The organism is Maribacter sp., assembly GCF_039974175.1.
GTDB lineage: Bacteria > Bacteroidota > Bacteroidia > Flavobacteriales > Flavobacteriaceae > Maribacter_C.
The window spans coordinates 210,558-231,867 of the sequence record NZ_JBDWJN010000010.1 but is presented as its reverse complement, the minus strand read 5'-3'; the positions used below and the strand labels follow the sequence as shown (position 1 = coordinate 231,867).

Here is a 21,310-nt window from a genome sequence, read left to right as displayed (position 1 = left end):
AAAATTGAGCATCTGACATAGTCGCTACTGGCTATGCGCACATTTTTATAGGATGTTCACAATCACACAAAAACAATAAAATGAAGAATTTTATACTATATCTTGTATGCTTTGGTTTTACTGCGACTATTAGTGCGCATGAACTAAGCGGTACAGTAGTCGACCAAGATAATATTCCACTAGACGGCGTTGGTGTTTATAATAAAACTACCGGTGGTTACACCTATACCAATGTTGCAGGTTATTTTGAACTTGATGATATATCTGTTGGAGATTTAATCATTATCAATAACCTGGGTTTTAAAACTCAGGAAATTACCATTACCGAAAACCAGTTAGACGCTACTATAAACATAACTCTTGTAGAATCTGCGGTATCGTTAGATCAAGTGGTTATCGTATCAAAAGTGAATGCATTAAGTCAATTAGTTAATATTGATGTTAAGGCGAACCCTGTAAAATCATCTCAGGAAATTCTTAGAAAAGTTCCCGGGTTGATTATCGGGCAACATGCTGGCGGTGGTAAAGCCGAACAGATTTTCCTTAGGGGATTCGATATTGACCATGGAACTGATATTACCATAGATGTTGACGGCTTACCGGTTAACATGGTATCCCATGCCCATGGCCAAGGATATGCCGATATGCACTTTATCATTCCTGAAACCATTGATAATATTGACTTTGGAAAAGGTGCTTACTATGCGAATAAAGGAAATTTTAATACCGCCGGATATGTGGATCTAAAAACCAAGTCGCGTATTGATGATAATCAATTGTCACTTGAAGCCGGAATGTTCAATACGATTCGCACAGTCGGAATGTTCAAAATAACCGAAGGAGACAATAGCAACGCCTATGTAGCTTCCGAATTGGTACTCACAGATGGTGCCTTTGAATCTCCACAAAATTTTAATCGTTTGAACTTACTGGGAAGATACAACTTCAATAATCACGAAGATCAAGAGCTCAGTCTTTCAATTTCTCATTTTCAAAGTAAATGGGATGCTTCTGGGCAAGTACCGCAACGTGCGATTGACCAAGGGTTGATTACCAGATTCGGTGCTATCGACGATACCGAGGGTGGCAATACAAGTCGCTCCAATTTTTGGGTAAATCACAGCAAGCAATTAGATGAGCACTCTATAGTAAAGTCGAAAGCGTTTATTTCGAAATATGATTTTGAATTGTTTTCCAATTTCACATTCTTCTTGGAAGACCCTGTCAATGCTGATCAAATACGGCAAAAAGAAGATCGTACTATAATTGGTGCTGAAACAGTTTATGAGCATTCTATTCATGTAGGCGATCACGATTCTCAATTGCGTTATGAAACCGGACTAGGTTTTAGATACGATGATATTAACGATGTACAGTTATCTCGAACCAGAAATAGGCAAGAATTGTTAGAAAGACTCGCCTATGGCAATGTCGATGAACTGAATGGCTACGGATTCTTTAATCTTACCTATAAGAAGAACAAATGGACTATCAACCCTGGCCTTCGATTGGATTATTTCAAATTTGATTATGTAAATCTACTCTCGGAAACTTATGATAGTAAAAGCGAGAACAAAGTGTTTGTTGGGCCGAAGTTGAATGTTATTTATGCCGCTTCACCGAATTTACAAATCTTTGGAAAAACAGGAATTGGGTATCACTCAAATGATACTAGGGTTGTTGTGGCCAATAGCGGCGAAGATATTCTCCCTGCTGCCTATTCTGCAGATTTAGGGGCAATTATCAAGCCGTCAAAAAAGTTGGTCGTCAACGCTGCGCTTTGGAGTCTTTTTCTGGAGCAAGAATTTGTCTATGTAGGAGACGCCGCCATTGTAGAACCTAGTGGCAAAACGCAACGCTATGGCGTTGATTTCGGACTGCGCTATCAACTGACCGATTGGTTATATGCCAATGGAGATATCAACTATACTTATGCCAGAAGCAGTGAAGAACCAGAGGGCCAAGACTTTATTCCATTAGCTCCTGACCTAACTTCTTCTGGCGGGCTTTCATTTAGAGATCTTGGTAATTTTTCAGGAGGGATTAATTATCGTTTTATTAAAGATCGGCCGGCAAACGAAGATAATTCGATCGTCGCCGAAGGTTACTTCATTACTGACCTTAATCTTAACTACGCCTGGAATAATTGGACTTTTGGTTTGATTGTTGAGAACTTATTTGATCAGGAGTGGAATGAAACTCAATTTGCTACCGAAAGTAGATTATTGAATGAGCTCACTTCTTTTGAAGAAATTCACCTAACCCCAGGAACGCCCTTTTTCCTTAGGGGTAAAATATCTGTTTCGTTCTAAGCAACGCAATTAGCTAAGCCAACATCGTTTTCTAAACCGTTCACGCAATCGTGAACGGTTTTATTTTGTTTCATACATGAAAATGGCATAATTAATGTAAACATTATAGTATTTTTGCAGACCAAGCTAATTTCAATGGTAAATTTTTTTACTAAAAAAAGGTATTTAATTGACCTTCTAGAAGGGTTCATCGATATACATAATCATATTCTTCCCGGTATTGACGACGGGGCACAAACCTTAGACGATTCGATAAGCCTAATAAAAGGATTTTCAGATTTTGGGGTACATGATTTCGTTGCAACACCCCACATCATGCATAACTATCATGACAATACCCCCGACACCATAAACGCTTCTTTGCAACTACTTACCGAAGGGCTCGAAAAGAGCAAAATAACAGGTATTAACATCAAAGCTTCAGCTGAACACATGATAGATGATAACTTTGAAACGATTCTTGAGCAAAAGAAAGTCATGCCTTTGCACGATCAACATTTGCTTGTAGAAATGAGTTATTTGCAAAGACCAATAAACTTTGACAAGTCTATTTCTGCCATAACTAGCAACCGATACTTTCCCGTATTGGCGCATCCTGAACGCTATAATTTTTTGCATGGAAGGCCCCGTAAATATGGGGACTATAAAAAGCAAGGAATACAGTTTCAACTTAATATGCTTTCGTTGGGAGAATTCTATAGTAAAGAAGTACAAAAAGTTGCTTTCAAGCTACTGGAAGAAGGTATGATTGACTTTATTGGTTCGGATGTTCATAATATGAATCAGTTGAATTCGCTTAAAGAATTGAGCATCAAAAAGAAAACCGAAGCTCAACTTATACCCATCATAGCAGATACTATAGCTCAATTCAAATAAAAAGAAGGTCCATTTAAATAAATGAACCTTCTGAATGCAATTGGTTATTTAAGTGTCTTAATTTCGTACCAACAATTTTATTAGCGTTGTTTCTCCTTGACTCATTGCTACTCTAATAAAGTATATGCCATTACCGAGCGTTGCAACCGGTACACTGTATATACCATTTTGCCCTATCTCTTCGGCCAAGTAACCGCTAATATATCTTCCACCAACATCATGTAAGGTAATATTCATTACCGTAAGGTCAGCTGGTTGATTTATGACCTGTATATTGGCAAAACCATCTGCAGGATTCGGAGGGTTACTTTGTAAGATAATGTCCATTTTACCAGTTGGGTCTTCAGAGACTGTAATGGTTAGCGTATCGGTATCTGTTAAGCCACCATCATCTGTAACGGTGAGTACAACATTATAAGTACCCGGTACCGTGTAGATGTGCTCTGGATCTGCATCAGTAGAAGTCATTCCATCTCCAAAATCCCACATATAGGAAGCGATACCCACATTATCTGTAGAATTGCTACCCGTAAATGTGACTAATAGGGGTGCTCCTCCTGAAAGCGGGGTGGCTTCAGCTACAGCAACCGGTGTATCACTCATTCCACCTTCTGGTAAAATGGTAATAGTTGCATCATCAAAAGCGGTCTCGCCTTCGTCATCCGTTACGGATAGTCTGAAAACATATTCTCCCTCAATAAGATCACTTGCGGTCAGATCAGCCGTGTCAGCGCCCGTTAAAGTAGCTGTACTTGGCCCACTTTCCTGCGTCCATTGGTATGTGAGCATACCACCATCAGGATCTGTAGCTGTTCCATTGAGTACAGCCATATTGATGGGTAAGGTAATATTCTGATCAGGGCCCGCATTTACATCTGGTGGTCTTGTTTCGAATACTCCAATACCTGATATTTTTGGAAATTCTACAACCGATGTTAACGTAATGGTAAGCATACCATCAGTGACCGGAACACTCATCAAGCTTTCGATTACAGCGGTTGCACTGCCTCCAGCAGTTGCAACAATGTCATAATTGCTTATTTGTGGTTGATTTTCCACCTGAATATTGAACACTCTAGATCCAACTCCTCCAGTTTGACCACCAACACCATAGAACAATTCAGCAAAATGCAGATCAACATTATAGTTTCCGTTTACAACTGGAATCTCATACACCAAGGTGCCAGAAGTGTGAAAACGCTCTGTTTGATACAATTGATCATTTTCTGTATTGGCTATAGCAATTGCATTTTCAAAGGTTGACCCTCCCAAAAAGTACTGGTCTGCAGTCCATTCTTCAGCATTAAAAGTAAAGGCAGGTCCACCTGAATTAATCAGTAAACTAGATGGTTCACTAGCAACCGTTATGGTTACCTGATCACTACCAGTATCCATTTCATCATCAGTAGCCTCAAGACGGAAAACATAATCTCCCTCGACTAAGTCGCTGACATCAGGATCGGCCTCAGTCATATTGCTAAAGGTAGCTGTAGACGGTCCGCTTACCTGAGTCCACGTATAGGAAACAATCGCTCCCCCGTCTGGGTCGGTAGCAGAACCATCTAAAGTCAAACTGTTGTTTGGTAGCGTTATCGTGCGATCATCGCCTGCGAAGACCACGGGTGCATTACTGCTTCCCGGAACAACCACTTCGATACCTGATATTTTTGGAAATTCGGTAACACCAGTTAAGGTTATGGTCAAACTACCATCATTTACTGTAATGTTGGTGAAGTTTTCAACAATAGCCGTGGCGCTTCCTCCAGCGGCAGCAATAATATCATAATTATTGAGCGTTCCTTCACCACCTTCTATATCAACGTTAAAAATTCGAGACCCAACTCCGCCGCTAGATCCAGCACCAGGAACTCCGTAAAAAATTTCAGCAAAATGCAGATTTACATTATGCTCACCATTCGTAACCGGTATTTCATATACCAAGGGTCCTGTGTGAAAACGTTCGGTTTGGTACAATTGATCGTTTTCAGTGTTGGCAATGGCAATCGGGTTTTCAACAATAGTACCAGCATTGAAATACTGGTCTTCTGACCAACTGATTGTGTTGAAATTGTACGACGGTCCGCCCGAATTAATTCGTATGGCTGCAGCTTGATTCGAAACTGTAATGGTAGCCTCGTCAAAACCGGTATCAGTCTCATCATCAGTAGCTGTCAACCTAAAAACATACACCCCTTCTACCAAACCACTTGCAGTCAAAGTTGCGGTATTTTCGCCAGATAAAGTAGCTGTATTTGGACCACTTTCTTGCGTCCATAAATAAGTAACAATAGCACCCCCGTCAGGATCACTGGCCGAACCATTTAAGGTAGCGGTGTCTGGTAGTACACTTTGATCAGGACCAGCGTCTACTATTGGCTCTTCATCGGCCACGGGTGCTGTAGTATTTTCATAAATTCTTGGGAAATTACGTATTTCGGAACCAACGAACCACCCGTTTGAGACTACGTCTAAATCGCCATCGTTATCTACATCAGTTACTCTCGCGCCATCATGATGTTCTTGCCCTGATATGCCATCATTAATGACTCGTTTAATAAAATCACCACTGTCACAAAGGTCGTTTTCAAAAACGATCAGTCGATACTGACCTAACCACTCTCCTACGACGATGTCTTTATCTCCATCAAAATCAAAATCTGTAGCGAAAACGCTCAAACTACCTCGAACATCTGGATCTAATATTCTTTTGGTCCACGGCTGTGTGGGGTCTGCTGGAGCTTCCCACCACGCAAATTCATATCTCGCGGGATTTGAACCTGCACCGAAACCTAATTGACCAACAACCGCATCTAAGTCACCATCGCGATCAAAATCTGCCAATTGTGCTCTATCGGCCGTCGTTACGTATGAGATACCTGTAGAAATCGTTTCCCATGTGCCGCCATTATTGCGTATCCAGTTGGTACCTTGAAAAAGGTCTAAGTCATTATCTTGATCTATATCGCCAACTTGAAGGTCCTCTCCAGTAGATACTGCCCCAGCAATATCAACCAAAGACCATGTTCCTGTTGTAGGGTCGGCGGTCGGAGTCAACATTTGCATTGGCGAGCCAGATGATTCAGCACCGTTCCAATTGATAGCCATTTGATATGGTCCTCCAATAGAAAATACTCCGCCAGCAATACCAGCTAGAAATGGTTCATTATAGGTCGTATTTCCCGAAGGGATATTTGTAAACACGGTAAAATTACCAGAACCATTATTTTGAGCCCATACTAGATCAGAACCTTGATAACCAAGCGGACTATTGCCATCATCTGTGGTACCTAAAAGATCGAGATCACCATCTTCATCGAAATCATATACCCAAACAACATTGTCGAAATCGGTACCAATTGTACTACGCACCCAATTTCCTTGAATCGTTCCTGGATTTTTATACCACCAGCCGCCAGTAACAATATCTTTCAAGCCATCGCCGTCAAAATCAAAATCTGCAAAAGTATACACTGATACTTGCGAAAGTGAGGAAGTTTCCAATTGTTTTACTCCCCATTGATCAGGAAATGGCGTTGTATTACAGCTTATAGCCCCCGTAACATTTACCGTTACCTCATCGAAAATTCCGGTTGCTGTATGATCGGGGTTAAACAGCTCAATCTTAATCGTATGACTACCAAGACTTAAATTATCAATAGTTATTGGCTCGTAATTGTAGTGCGGACCTATCATCATGTCATCAATGTAATAATGCACATGGGTATCACCTTCTAGAATAGTCCAGTTTTCGAGTCTAAATGCCACTTCGAATGGCTGATTAACATCCCATCCATTTGATGGTGAAGTTATCGTAATGTCCGCATCATTCGATGTTTCATCGAAGGTATTAGGAGGTAAAATCTCAATAGCACTTACCTTCGGGCTCTCTACAATACCTGTGAACTGAATAGAAACAGCCCCATCATTAATCTGAATATTATTAAATTCCTCAGTTAAAGCGGTTGCAGGAGCAACTTCGCTGAGGATGTCGAAATTCGTAAGCACTTGATTGCCCTCAATGCTTACATTGAATACACGTGAACCCTGTCCTCCGCTTGACCCACCTCCTGGCAAACCATAAAATATTTCAGCAAAATGCAATCTAATATCATATTCTCCTGCCGATCCTACAGGTATTTCATACCCAAAACTACCAGCTGCACCAAAGCGTTCTGTTTGATACAATGCATCATCTGTCGTTCCCTCTATAGCTTCCGTTGTACTAAACGTTGAACCTCCAACGTTAAAGTTATCAGCAATGAAGGTCTCTCCTCCAGCAACAAATTCTGGTCCTCCCGCGTTGATGCGAATGCCATCAAGAATAGAGAATGGATAGGTGTCTGAGCTAATACCTAAGCCAGATGTGTTTTCAACATTTTGAACGGTTAATAGGTAACTAATGCCCGAGCTTAGTTGATTTGTGGTAAGATAAACAGTTCTATCATCAACTTGCAGATCTGCAGACGAAATGTTTATTCCATTGTCTATGGCATAATTTGCCAAGGTTTCAGCGCTAGACTGGTTCAAATATTCTGAAAATTTTACCGCAACTGTGGTAGTATTGACAACACTTACACGTTCAACTATTGGTGGGGTGTTATCTATAGAAACACCATCTCCCAAAAATTCTATGTAATCCAAATCAAAAATATCGGATCCCGAACCATTAAAAACAAAATACAAATCGTTTAACCCACCCGGATCTGTGATTGGTGATTCTAGATATACCCATGATCCAGGGCCGCCAGTTGCAGGTACATTTGTAGTTGCCAAGACCGGACCAACAGTACTTCCAACACGTAATTCTATGCTTCCACCGCCATTGGTTGCTGCAACACGATATTTAACGGCATTAATATTTAGTAGATTACGCCCGTCTAACGACATAAAGCTTCCATTGCTCACTCTTAAAGCTGACAACCCACCTTCTAAGGGGTCATTGTTAGGTATAACGGTTGTACCACTTTGTGTACTAAAAAATTCAGCTTCTTTTCTTTTTGGATGAAGTGTAATTAAATCTCTTGATACCAAACCTCCACCATCAGTGTATTCTAGCGAAATGGAACCAAAAATATCAAGTTCCCCATCAATACCATGATTATCATCGGCCTCAACCCTTAGCAGTTGGGGACATGCGTTTGTTGAAGGCTCAGGGTGAACGTGGTTTAAATGTCCAAATCCGGGCACTAAAACAACATTATTACAGTCAACCGTTAGTGCCTCATCAATTGTAACAATATCAATATTTAAATCATCGCCCCAATTGAAGAGCCCACCGACTACGGGAGAATTAATGGTAAAAGTAGCCAGGTTATTTCCGGCGTAAATTGTGACATTTTTTATACTCAGTCCGTTGACAGGGTTACCATCGCTAACCCTTACCTGCGCATTAAACGTTCCTGCCGTAGTATAGGTATGAGTTGGGTTTGGATCGGTAGAATCAATATTTCCATCACTATCAAAATCCCATTCATAGGTCAATGGCGAATCACCATCAGGGTCTGTGGTTCCCGCGGTGGAAAAATTTACCATTAAAGGCAAATCTCCATTCGTTGGGGTGGCACTGAGTTGTATTACTGGTGGACTATTGGTAGTAATACCCGTATAGTCAACGCGATATAGCTTTCCTGACGGGCCGGCATCGCTGCTACAACATGGCACCCCATAGGCTAAAATATACATTTTACCATCCGGACCGAGTTCCATATCAATAAAACCTTCGGTAGAACTAGGAAAAGTAGAAGGACCAAATTGAGGAACATTATTAAAAGAGGTTTCATTACCTATATTTTGCACAACATTGCCGCTGGCATCTAAGTTGATTACATAAATACGACTCAGATTAAAATCAAAAAAGAAATAGGCATCGTCAAATTCTATGGGCAGCCTTTGCTGATCGGTTAAACCAGCGTCATACTCATATCGAAACCCAGCCATTAAACATTTAGAAAAGCCTCCAAAAGACAGCAGCGCAGGTTCGGCTGGAGGTAGGTTTGTTGCTCCGGTATTAAAAATAGAAGTATTTACTGGTGCCAATGCATCATTATAGAATGGAGGTGAGCCATTGTAAACAACTTGGTACGGTAAATTATCTTTTCCTGAAAAATAAGGCCATCCGTAGTTCCCAGCTTGTTTTGTTAAATTCAGTTCGTCCATCCCAATTGGGCCACGAGCACTAGCTACGGAGGCATCGGGTCCGACTTCCCCCCAAAAAAGCCAATCATTACGATCTTTGTCAACAAAGATTCGGTATGGGTTTCTAGCCCCCATCACATATATTTCAGGAAGTCCACCAGCACCACCAGGAAATAAGTTACCAGTAGGTATTGTGTATGTACCATTTGCTTGAGGAGTAATCCTAAGAATCTTCCCCATAAAAGCATTGGTATTGGAGGAAGACTTTTCGGCACTATGATCTCTATTGGTAGGTGTATCTGTATTTTGTAAAGCTATGGCCGTATAGGTATCTGGGTAGGTTGTATTGTCTCCGGTAGAGATATACAAATTACCGCTAGAGTCAAAAGCCATATCACCGCCAGAATGATATTTGGAACTACGGTCAGTACCCCACTCCATCATGATTACTTCAGATGAGTTGTCAAGGGTTGCTCCACCGGTTAAGGTAAACCTAGAAACTCTACTTATTTCTGCCACTCCATTTGGTGAATAGTAGAGATAAATGAAGTTGTTTGAACCAAAATTCGGGTCGAACTCTATTGCCAACAAACCATCTTCCTGTTCATGAAATACATCTATCGTTCCTGCAGATTGCACGAAACCTAAATTGGAATCATAAATCAAGATTTCACCATACCTATCTAAAATAAAAATTCTTCCGTCGGGGGCAAATTCAAAAGATGTGGTATTAGAAAGCCCGCTAGCCAATTCAACTTTGGCAAAAGAGTCAGGAAATTGACTATACGAAAGAGTTGTATTTAGTAAGAATAAAAGAACAAAAACAAAAGAAAGTGATTTGGTCTTTTTAAAAGGTAAATTCAAAGATTTCAAACCAGGATAAAGAAGTGAATCGTAGTTTTTTTTCATAGCAATGCTTAGTTAATGGCAAAATTTTGTTCAATTCAGTTCAGGTCGGTTTGGACTGTAAAGATAATTTAATAACAACTAATGGGGGAAATACCCTAATGCTTTTCGTCTAAAACAAGGGGTTAATCGATAAAACGCAACTCGTATCGGTATATCTACATTTTGTCGATAGTATATAAACTTTGTACTAGGAAATGTAGATTAATTATGAGATGTTAAACCTAATCGCTATAAGTTTTCACAAAACCTCAAAATGGTGAAAATAACAGGGAGCTTAATAAAATATATGCCCGAAAAAACAGACCAAGGCTACGAAGCTTTTTTTACATAAGCAGTACGGTCAAATATGACGATATACAAGATTTCAAATTGGGTAAAGGCAATAAAATGCAGCTAAAAATCAGAATTTGCTTCTAGTCTTTTTAGCGGCTTTTTGATTCAAATCAGAATCTCCACCATTTCTTTTGTGACTTGCCATACCCATACCCGTACTTTCCTCCGTAACCCAACTCCGAATTTTTTACATCATTTACTACAAAGCAAAGACCCTTGATCTTTTCTTCCGATTGTAGTTTAAGGGGGTATCCAACGGCTTTGTTCTCTGTTACACCTGCCCGTATTACGTAAATCAAATGATTTGCATATTGACTTATTAATAAGGTGTCGGTTACTACCATTAATGGCGCAGTATCTACAATTACATAATCATAGCGCTCAGAGACTTCATCAAAAAGTTCTTTCATACGATCACTCATTAACAATTCTGCAGGGTTTGGAGGTATTCTACCTGAATAGACCACGTCTATCGTATTATGATGCACCAACATCGGGTTGATTATATCTTTCGTAGTAAGTGTGTTGTCGTATAAATATTCGGTTAATCCAGCATCTTTATTTCTGCTGGGTTTTGACATTTTGTCTACATTGCTACCGGTAAAGAAAGTATAGATCTTTGGATTTCTAATATCAGCTCCAATTAATAGAACTTTTTTGTTTGTACTTGCGAGAATCATTGACAAATTGGTGGATAAGAACGTCTTACCCTCTCCAGGTACACTTGAGGTAACAAATATCACATTATTTCTTTCCCCGCTATTGGTCTTGGACTTTATCAAGTAGTCAAGGTTTGTTCGTATTATTCGTAAAGATTCGGCCAAAACAGATCGGTCTTCCTTAATGACCAGTTTTTCTTCTTTCCCAGTTAATTTTGGTATTTCACCCAGCACCGGTGTATCTGTTGTAATCTTCTCGAGACTGTTCATATTGTGAACCTTATTATCGAGTAAATCTCTGCCATAAATTATTGAAAATGGAATTAATAAGCCAAGAATCAAAGATGCCAAATAGACCACATTTTTTTTAGGAGATACTGGGAATCTACTGATACTATACCCACTATCAATGGTTTTTGATTTAGGAGCCTGGGATGCCACTTGAATTTGAGCTTCCTCCCTTTTGGTAAGTAAGTATAAGTAAAGCTCTTCTGTAGTTTGTTGTTTTCTCGTAATATCTCGTAATGCCCGCTCATTTTTAGGAGAGGAATAGATTTTAGAATTGAACCTTGCTTGTTGACCGCTTAAGGAATTCACAGTTAAGCTCAAATTATCAACGCTACTTTTTAAGCTTGACGACAAACTATTCTTCAAGCCATTTAATTGCTGGTCTAAATTGACAATAATAGGGTTTTTCTCATTTGAACTTTTCAGCAGACGCTTTCGTTCCGAAACCAACTGGTTATACTGTGCTATCGCGCTATTGGTGGCGGGGTCACCCAAGTTCGCTGGAAGTACTTCAAAGCCATTTTGAGACTCTACGAGACTACTCATAGAAGCTGCCATGTTCAACTGATTTCTTGCCGCTGCAAGCTCTTGTTGATTAGCCACACCAGCACTTAAATTGATGTTCGTTTCAACCGGAATATCGGTAACCCCCTTTTCAGTTTTAAAATCTTGAGCAGACTGGTCTACGGTCGATAAGCTACCTGAAATATCAGCGATTCTATCATTTATAAATTTGGATGTTTTGTCTGCAATGATCTGTTTATCTTCTATGGCGTTTTCATTATAAATGCGGATCAAAGTATTAACAATATTAATTGCTTTTTCCTTGATTGGATCCTCCAAGCGGATATCGACAATATTAGATTTCTCATCAGTATTGCTAATAACCATGGCTGTTTTATAGCCTAGGGCAACGAACTCCACAGGTCGTATCGAAACCATTAACTTTTTATCCTTGTACTTTTCAAAACTTCCAATATTTGGCGTAATGACAATATCGCCGACCTCAGAGGAGATATTTTTACCAAAGGAGTATACCTTAACAGGTTTGTCTTCCTCTTCGCTATAACCGAATGTTGTAGATGAGGAAAGCGTTACGTAAAAATCAAAATTTGCATTATTAATAGTTGAGTCTTCCGCAATAAAACTCAAATTTATCGGTGGCTCATTGTACAATTCAGTGCTGATAACATTACCCATAACTTGGATTCTGGTATTCAGCTTAAGCTCTTTGACAACCTCGATAAAATTCGAACGAGAGCCAATTAATTCAATTTCATCTATTACCTTGTTTTTTCCGCCGCCAAGTACATCAGAAAATAATTCCAATCCTGTTCCTGAATTTTTCTCTTCCAAAATTTGAATCTTGGCAGCAGCGGCATACTGCGGTGTTGCATATCGAATATAAATAGATGCCAGGATTAAAGCAAAAATAGAGGAAAGAACAAACCATTTCCAATATTTTGTATACTCGGAAATAACTTCTTTCAATTCACTACTATCGCTCGTAGGTGTCTGAGGATTCGATTTCATTACACGTTTTACTTAAAATTTAGACTACTAATTTCTAGTAATTAATAACACCGTAGAAGTTATTAAAATAGAGGCTATGGAAACAGCTATGGTAGCCCTGTTATCAAGACTTGAAGCTGTAATTGCTGATTGATTGGGCTCAACGTATACTACGTCATTTTGAGTCAAATAGTAAACCGGCGAACTCATGGCTTCCTTTTTGGTAAGATCAATTCTTGTATAGACCTTAGTACCGTCAAAATCACGAATTACCATAACATTTTCTCTAATTCCCTTAACCGTAAGGTCAGAAGCTAAACCAAGGGCCTCAAGAATGGTAATACGTTCTCCGTTAACTGGGTATGTACCAGGTCGATTCACCTCGCCCAAAATAGTAACTGTGAAATTTTTAAGCCTAATATTTATTATGGGTTCCTTAAGGTACTCTGAAAGCTTATCACGCAATAACGCTCTAACTTCTTCTGACGAGAGTCCTGATATTTTTATTTTCCCAATCACCGGAAAATCTATTTCCCCTTCTTTGTCGATTAAATAATCTACTTGCTCTGGACGAATACCACCTTCTGAAGCTCCTCTAAAAAGATTGAAAGGCGCACTTGCCTCACTATTTAGCGTTGATACATGAATACTTATCAAGTCATCAACTTTAAATTTTGGGGTAAAACTATTTTTATCAACTAAGGTTTCAAAGCTACCTGTATTCTGAAAATACACCACCTCTTTTTTTGATGCACAAGAGGATAAAAGAAAAACAGATATTGTCAAAAATGAAAATATCTTAACAAAAAATTTGCCAATTTTAGTCATAGTTATATAGTGTTATTTTGTGCAATATTAGTGAAAATTATGATTGGAAGATTTTCTTTTCACCTTTATTATTTGTTGTGGATTTCACTTCTTTCTCGTCATCAAGCTTACAAAATTCTGAATTATTGGAGACGTATTCAGGAACGATTTCCTTCATCAGAGCCATTGTATTTCCATTAAAGAACATATTGGAAACGCACAGTTCATCAATTTTCGATTTCACAAGAGCGTAGTCTAGTTCTTTGACTTTACCGATTAATATTTTTTTATGGTATGTTGGAAGCGTATTTTCTCCATTCGCTAGTAATTCTTCGTATAGTTTTTCTCCTGGGCGAAGACCCGTAATCTTAATATCTATATCCTCAGGGTACTTCAATCCAGAAAGTTTAATCATGTTCTTGGCCAAGTCAAATATCTTAACTGATTTCCCCATATCGAAAATAAAAATCTCTCCCCCCTCCCCCATAACAGCGGCTTCTAAAACCAGTTGTGAGGCTTCTGGAATGGTCATGAAAAATCTGGTAATATCCTTGTGAGTAACTGTGAGTGGCCCACCCTTTTCTATTTGTTTACGGAACAATGGAATAACAGAACCATTGGAACCCAAAACGTTACCAAACCTTGTAGTAATGAATTTGGTTTTATTTTCCTGCTGCACACTACTAATATACATTTCGGCAATACGTTTGGTTGCTCCCATTACATTTGTGGGGTTGACCGCCTTATCGGTAGATACAAAAACAAATTTATCTACTTTGTGATTCATTGCTAAATCAACAATCGTTTTGGTACCAGCAATATTGATTTTAATAGCTTCGTAGTAATTGTATTCCATCAAAGGCACATGCTTATATGCCGCAGCATGGAAAACCATTGTTGGCTTATGCTCTTGAAAATAGGTATTCATACGGTTCTTGTCGCGTATATCACCAACTATAGGAACGAAATTATGGAACCCATTTTGTTTCAATTCCTGCTGTAGGTCATAAAGAGCAGATTCGGCCTGATCTATAATTATGAGTGATTTATAATCATAATTTGCAATCTGACGAACAATTTCACTCCCAATTGAGCCTGCCCCACCGGTTACCAAAATGACCTGATTTTTCAGTTGTTCTGAAACTTTTGATTTTTTTATATCAATAGGAGAGCGATCTAATAGATCTTCAATTTGAACCTGCTTAATCTGAGAGACTTTCAGCTCTCCATTAATCCAATTCTCGACAGGGGGTACTATTTTTACCTGTACAGGATATTCAACAAGACTTTCAACCAACTCTCTAAGCTTGTTGCTATCAACATTGTTAATAGAAACAATAATTTCTGAAACATCTTTGGAACTTAAGAAATACTCTGAAAGCACATCTTTACCCAATACCATGACACCATTGATAATTTTTCCAATTTTTTTTGGGTCATCATCTAGATAGGCTATTACCCTAGCATTACTACTTGTTTGGTTGGTTATGGCGTTGTAGGTAAGAATACCAGATTCTCCTGCCCCGTAAATCATCACATTCTTAGTGGCTTTAAACTTTTTGACCAAGTTGAAGAATGCTGTCTTAAAAATATATCGCGATGCTATTAAAGCAATAAAGGCAAGTAAACTATGAATAATTATAATCCCCAGCGGAATGGTAAAATTATCAACAACTACAAACTGCCTGTTCATGATTACCAAGAAAATGGTAAGTATACTCGACAAACAGATAGCATTAAAAATCTTATAAACATCCCGTACCCCCGTATGTCGAACCACACCTTTATAAGACTCGGTAGACATAAAGGATATAACAGCGATTACTGCGACAATGGGAAGTTGAATGAATAAATCCTCACTTTTAAAATCTAAGGTGAGATTAAAACGAATAACATATGCCAATATAAAAGATATTGATATCAAGAAAACATCAATAGCCAATACCAACCACTTTGAAGCATATCTATGTGCGTTGCTTACAAGGTAATTTTTTATCATTTGGTAAGTTCTTTAAGTATTAAAGTAACTATTCTTTCTAAATCTTGATGCGTCAAATTTGATCCACTAGGTAAACAAAGACCGCGTTCAAAGAGGTCTTCAGAAGTACCATCGGAATAATGGGGGGAGTTTTCAAAAATGGGTTGCATGTGCATCGGTTTCCACAATGGACGTGATTCAACGTCATCTTCTAATAAGGCATAACGAATTCTTTCCCGCATTTCGTATGAGGGTGTTAGAATACATGAAAGCCATCTATTTGAGAAAAAGCCATCAGGTTCGAGCAAAAATTCGATTTCATCCAAATGATTCAAACTAGATTTGTAAAAATCAAAGTTGGCTCTGCGGGCGGCGACTCGACTGTCAAGTACTTCCATCTGCCCTCTACCAATACCGGCCAAAACGTTACTCATACGATAATTATAGCCAACATGAGAATGTTGATAGTGCGGAGCGTCATCTCTAGCCTGAGTAGCTAAAAAGACAGCTTTCTTTTTATAATCACTATTTTTTGTGACTAGGGCCCCACCTCCAGAGGTGGTTATAATCTTATTTCCATTAAAGGATAAAATACCTATTTCTCCAAAACTACCACACTTTACGCCGTGATATGTACTACCTAAAGCTTCGGCGCTATCTTCTATAATAGGTATTTCATATTTATCGGCAATGGCCTGTACCTCATTTATCTTATAAGGCATTCCATATAAATGTACCGCGACAATTGCCTTAGGTTTTATTCCTGCAGCAATTCTATCTAATATGGCATGTTCTAAAAGTTCAGGTGAAATATTCCAAGTATCTCTTTCGCTATCGACAAAAATCGGATTGGCTCCCAAATATTTAATCGGATTTGCTGAGGCGGAAAAAGTCAGACTTTGACATAGCACTTCATCACCCTGTGATACACCTAGTATTTCAAGAGCTAGGTGAATCGCGGCCGTACCAGCACTTAGAGCCGCCACATGTACATCATTGTTGATGTAATCTTGAATTGCATCTTCAAACAAATTTACGTTCGGGCCAAGAGGTGCAATCCAATTGGTTTTAAACGCTTCATCGACATAACGCTGTTCGTTGCTTCCCATATGAGGCGAGGAAAGCCAAATCTTTGTTTGTGTCTCCACTTTAAAAATTGTTAAGTTAAGTTCCTTTCAGAAATCAAAAATAACTATAGTTTACCATAACGCGACCTAATTTCGTTTAATCCCTGATATTTATCGGTTAAAGGAACTTTGACCCTGTATCATAAACAATGAAGTTATTTGTAATTTACCTAATATACGCTCCAAACCGGAAAATAGGCCTTTTTATCGACAATATTTATTCTAATGTAGAGTTATTTTGTAATCTTTGCATCGCCAAAACAAAACCAAAATAATAAGATTGTGCCAAACCGGGCCAAAGCAATAGATACAAAAAGGGCGATCGAAATTTCATCTCTAACCTTTAGATAAAATAAACTTCTTAAAATGAAAATAACAAAAATATGCTGTATTGGAGCTGGTTACGTAGGCGGCCCTACAATGTCTGTAATTGCAAGTCAATGCCCTGAAATACAGGTCACAGTTGTAGATATAAGTAAAGTACGTATTGACCTATGGAATCATTCCGATTTAGACAAACTACCGGTTTATGAACCAGGTCTAAAAGAATTGGTATCGAAAACAAGGGGTAAAAACCTTTTCTTTTCAACTGAGATTGATAAAGCGATCGATGAAGCTGAAATGATTTTCATTTCGGTAAATACGCCTACGAAAACCTACGGTAAGGGCAAAGGTCAAGCTGCCGATCTTAAAAATATCGAGTTGTGCGCTCGAAATATTGCTAAAGTTGCCAAAACCAATAAAATAGTTGTTGAAAAATCAACTTTGCCCGTTCGAACGGCAGGTGCAATTAAAAGTATTTTAGACAATACTGGAAATGGGGTTGATTTTGAAATTCTATCTAATCCAGAGTTTCTAGCTGAAGGTACTGCAATTGATGATTTATTAAATGCCGATCGTGTACTTATTGGGGGTGCTGAGACACCTGAAGGACAGATTGCTAAAGATGCTTTAAGTAGTATATATGAACATTGGCTTCCAAAAGAAAAAGTTTTGCAAACCAATGTTTGGTCTTCCGAACTATCTAAATTAGTTGCAAATGCGTTTTTAGCGCAACGCGTTTCTTCAATAAATTCTATTTCGGCATTATGTGAAAAGACAGATGCCAATGTAGCTGAAGTTTCAAGAGCAATTGGCTATGATAGTAGAATAGGTGCTAAGTTTTTAAACTCCTCTGTAGGTTTTGGAGGTTCGTGTTTTCAAAAAGATATACTCAACCTGGTATATATAGCCCAAAGTTACGGACTACAAGAAGTGGCAGATTACTGGGAACAGGTAATCATTATGAACGACTACCAAAAAAGACGTTTTGCCGAAAACATAGTCACTACATTGTACAACACGGTTTCTGGTAAGAAAATCGTTTTCTACGGGTGGGCATTCAAAAAAGATACCAATGATACAAGAGAGTCAGCGGCGATTTATGTAGCAGATGCTTTATTGGATGAAAAAGCTGAGATAGTAATTTATGATCCAAAAGTTCCAGAAAGTCAAGTGTATGCAGATCTGGATTATTTGGGAACCAGATTACCTGAAGAAAACAGACGATTGCTAAAAGTAGTTAACGATCCTATTAAGGCTTCGAATGACGCCCATGCTATCGCGATTTTAACCGAATGGGACGAATTCAAAACATATGATTGGAAGGCAATTTATGAAAAAATGCTAAAACCGGCTTTTGTTTTTGACGGAAGGCGTCTGCTTGAGAAGGACACTATGACTGCAATAGGATTTGAATATTACAAAATAGGGCAATCATGAAGATATTGGTAACCGGAGCTGCAGGTTTTATTGGTTACCATGTTTGCGAAATGCTACTGCGCGATAATTTTACTGTGGTCGGATTAGACAACATTAATGACTACTATGATGTCAATCTTAAATACAGTAGGCTAAAGCAATTAGGCATCGCTAAAGGAGATGCGGAACGATTTCATGTGAAAGCTTTCGGAGATAGATACGGGTCTAAATATTCTTTTGTCAGAATGAATCTCGAAGATCGCGATGCATTGCCCAAGTTTTTCATGGAAGAAAAATTCGATGTAGTATGCAATCTTGCTGCCCAAGCTGGGGTGAGATATAGTTTGGAAGAACCTAATATTTATATTGATAGCAATATAGTTGGGTTTCTTAACTTGTTAGAGTGTTGCCGGCATCATGCCATAAAACACTTAGTTTACGCCAGTAGCTCAAGCGTTTACGGCAATAACAAAAAAATACCTTTCTCTGTAGCAGACAATGTTGACCACCCTATTAGCTTATACGCTGCAACAAAAAAAAGCAACGAGCTAATGGCACACACCTACAGTCACCTCTTTCATATTCCGACCACTGGTTTGCGATTTTTTACCGTGTACGGACCCTGGGGAAGACCAGATATGGCTCCGTTTCTATTCACAGATGCCATATCAAAAGACCAGCCTATCAAGGTATTCAATCACGGTAAGATGGAGCGAGATTTCACCTTTGTTACCGATATCGCTGAGGGGGTTTGCAAGGTATTAACCTCGTCAGTTGCGGAACGAAAAAGGAATAGTGACTTGTATAAGCTATATAATATCGGCAATAACAAAGCTATCAAACTCTTAGATTTTATTCATGAGATTGAAAACAACTTAAAAAAGACGGCCACGAAGGAAATGCTGCCTATTCAACCAGGTGATGTGGAAAAGACTTGGGCCGATATAGATACCTTAGTTGCAGATTATGAGTACAAACCCGCTACTTCCATTGATTCAGGAGTTGAGCAATACGTCGCTTGGTTCAAACAGTTTTATAATTAACAAATTTTTTCAACGTATCGCAATAGGTACAATAACGAACTTATAACAAGTATATGAATAAAATTAAAATAGGCATCATAGGTCTCGGTTACGTCGGCTTACCTTTGGCTCGATTATTTGCTACCAAATTCGCTGTTGTAGGTTTTGATATAAATTCAAATAGAGTTGCTGAATTGCAAAGCGGCATCGACAGTACACTTGAGGTGAGTGAAGCTGAGTTGAAAGAAGTTACAAGAAACGAATCACCAACTGAAGCCGGCTTATATTGTACAGATAACTCAGATCTCCTTAAAGATTGTAACTACTATATAGTTACTGTACCGACACCAGTTGATCGAACCAATAGACCTGATCTTACACCGCTACATAAATCAAGTGAAACCGTTGGTAAGGTTTTAAAAAAGAATGATATTGTTATTTATGAATCTACGGTTTATCCTGGTGTCACAGAAGATGAATGTATTCCGGTATTGGAAAGAGTAAGTGGCCTTAAATTCAACGTAGACTTCTTTGTGGGGTATTCTCCGGAAAGAATCAACCCAGGAGATAAAAAGCATACTGTTGACAAAATCTTAAAGGTTACTGCGGGTTCTACTCCCGAAATTGGCAAAAAGGTTGATGATTTATATGCATCGGTAATTACGGCAGGTACTCATTTGGCACCAAGTATAAAAGTGGCAGAAGCTTCTAAAGTAATTGAGAATTCGCAACGCGATATAAACATCGCTTTTGTAAACGAGCTTGCAAAAATTTTCAACTTAATGGACATTGATACACATGATGTATTAGAAGCAGCTGGCACCAAGTGGAATTTTCTGCCATTTCAACCAGGCTTAGTTGGAGGGCATTGCATTGGTGTAGATCCGTATTATTTAGCACAGAAAGCTCAAGAATTTGGCTACCACCCAGGAATCATCTTGGAAGGAAGGCGAATGAACGACGGTATGGGTAAGTATGTGTCCAGCGAAGTAGTAAAGCTAATGTTGAGAAATGACCTTAAAGTCAAAGGGGCGAAAATTTTAATCCTAGGCATAACCTTTAAAGAAAATTGCCCTGATGTTCGAAACACCAAAGTGGTAGACGTAATTAGAGATTTAAAGGGCTACGGAGCGGACATTACCATATACGATCCATGGGCAGATCCAGCAGAAGTAGAACGCGAGCATCAAGTTACCACTACTGATAAAATTCCGAAAGATAAATATAATGCTATAGTACTTACTGTTGCACATAATGAATTCTTAGATCTAGACCTGAGAAGTTTGTTAAACTCGCAAGGTGTACTTTACGATGTAAAAGGAATTTTGAAAACCAACGAGGTAGACGGTAGACTATAATATCTTTAACAATAAAAAGAGCATAACGCTCTTCATTTTTTGTCCCTGCTTATTCCAAACCTTGGAATGCTGTAGGGACTTTTCAATTTGAATATTCCCTATTTGTAGGAGCGCAGTTTAAGAAACCGTTGCCGTTACTGGCGAAGTGTTCCAAATTCTTGTGGTTAACTGATAGTAGCACTCCATTTTATCCTACAAATGTTGCATTTTGTCGATTTTATGATGAAAAACATGCAGTTCATCTATAAAAACGA

At 38.7% G+C, this 21,310-nt stretch carries 10 protein-coding genes; 5 read left to right on the top strand and 5 right to left on the bottom strand.

Features of this window, described 5'->3' with window-relative positions; translation table 11 throughout:
- Window positions 1-80 precede the first annotated feature (80 nt).
- Together ABJN95_RS10050 and ABJN95_RS10045 are read left to right on the top strand one after the other, a co-directional pair.
- Window positions 81-2,312 (top strand): TonB-dependent receptor, encoded by a 2,232-nt coding sequence (locus ABJN95_RS10050; protein ID WP_348370263.1) that lies wholly within the window; start codon window positions 81-83, stop codon window positions 2,310-2,312.
- A gap of 135 nt (window positions 2,313-2,447) precedes the next feature.
- Complete coding sequence (locus ABJN95_RS10045) at window positions 2,448-3,188, top strand: CpsB/CapC family capsule biosynthesis tyrosine phosphatase (protein WP_348370262.1); 741 nt, start codon at window positions 2,448-2,450, stop codon at window positions 3,186-3,188.
- Between the two features lie 57 nt (window positions 3,189-3,245).
- Here the strand turns inward: ABJN95_RS10045 and ABJN95_RS10040 are convergent, their stop codons facing one another.
- The 5 genes from ABJN95_RS10040 to ABJN95_RS10020 form a co-directional block, all read right to left on the bottom strand.
- Window positions 3,246-10,232, bottom strand: coding sequence for a malectin domain-containing carbohydrate-binding protein (locus ABJN95_RS10040; RefSeq protein ID WP_348370261.1), 6,987 nt, complete (start codon window positions 10,230-10,232; stop codon window positions 3,246-3,248).
- A gap of 443 nt (window positions 10,233-10,675) precedes the next feature.
- A complete protein-coding gene (locus ABJN95_RS10035; RefSeq protein ID WP_348370260.1) occupies window positions 10,676-13,045 on the bottom strand; it encodes a polysaccharide biosynthesis tyrosine autokinase in 2,370 nt (789 codons plus the stop codon).
- A gap of 27 nt (window positions 13,046-13,072) precedes the next feature.
- Window positions 13,073-13,852 carry a polysaccharide biosynthesis/export family protein gene (locus ABJN95_RS10030; RefSeq protein ID WP_348370259.1) on the bottom strand — a complete coding sequence of 260 codons (780 nt, stop codon included), beginning with the start codon at window positions 13,850-13,852 and terminating at the stop codon, window positions 13,073-13,075.
- Between the two features lie 37 nt (window positions 13,853-13,889).
- Window positions 13,890-15,830: a nucleoside-diphosphate sugar epimerase/dehydratase gene (locus tag ABJN95_RS10025; protein ID WP_348370258.1), complete on the bottom strand. Its 1,941-nt coding sequence runs from the start codon at window positions 15,828-15,830 to the stop codon at window positions 13,890-13,892.
- The gene (locus ABJN95_RS10020) at window positions 15,827-16,918 is read right to left on the bottom strand and encodes an aminotransferase class I/II-fold pyridoxal phosphate-dependent enzyme (RefSeq protein WP_348371712.1); all 1,092 of its coding nucleotides are present in this window, start codon (window positions 16,916-16,918) and stop codon (window positions 15,827-15,829) included. The genes ABJN95_RS10025 and ABJN95_RS10020 overlap by 4 nt, the downstream gene beginning before the upstream one ends.
- A gap of 384 nt (window positions 16,919-17,302) precedes the next feature.
- Here ABJN95_RS10020 and ABJN95_RS10015 point away from each other — a divergent pair, with 384 nt between their 5' ends.
- The 3 genes from ABJN95_RS10015 to ABJN95_RS10005 are packed head-to-tail and all read left to right on the top strand — an operon-like array spanning window position 17,303 to window position 21,056.
- Window positions 17,303-18,697 (top strand): nucleotide sugar dehydrogenase, encoded by a 1,395-nt coding sequence (locus ABJN95_RS10015; protein WP_348370257.1) that lies wholly within the window; start codon window positions 17,303-17,305, stop codon window positions 18,695-18,697.
- Window positions 18,694-19,719: an NAD-dependent epimerase gene (locus tag ABJN95_RS10010; RefSeq protein WP_348370256.1), complete on the top strand. Its 1,026-nt coding sequence runs from the start codon at window positions 18,694-18,696 to the stop codon at window positions 19,717-19,719. Before ABJN95_RS10015 ends, ABJN95_RS10010 begins: the two co-directional genes overlap by 4 nt.
- Window positions 19,720-19,772: 53 nt before the next feature.
- Window positions 19,773-21,056 (top strand): nucleotide sugar dehydrogenase, encoded by a 1,284-nt coding sequence (locus ABJN95_RS10005; RefSeq protein WP_348370255.1) that lies wholly within the window; start codon window positions 19,773-19,775, stop codon window positions 21,054-21,056.
- Window positions 21,057-21,310 lie beyond the last annotated feature (254 nt).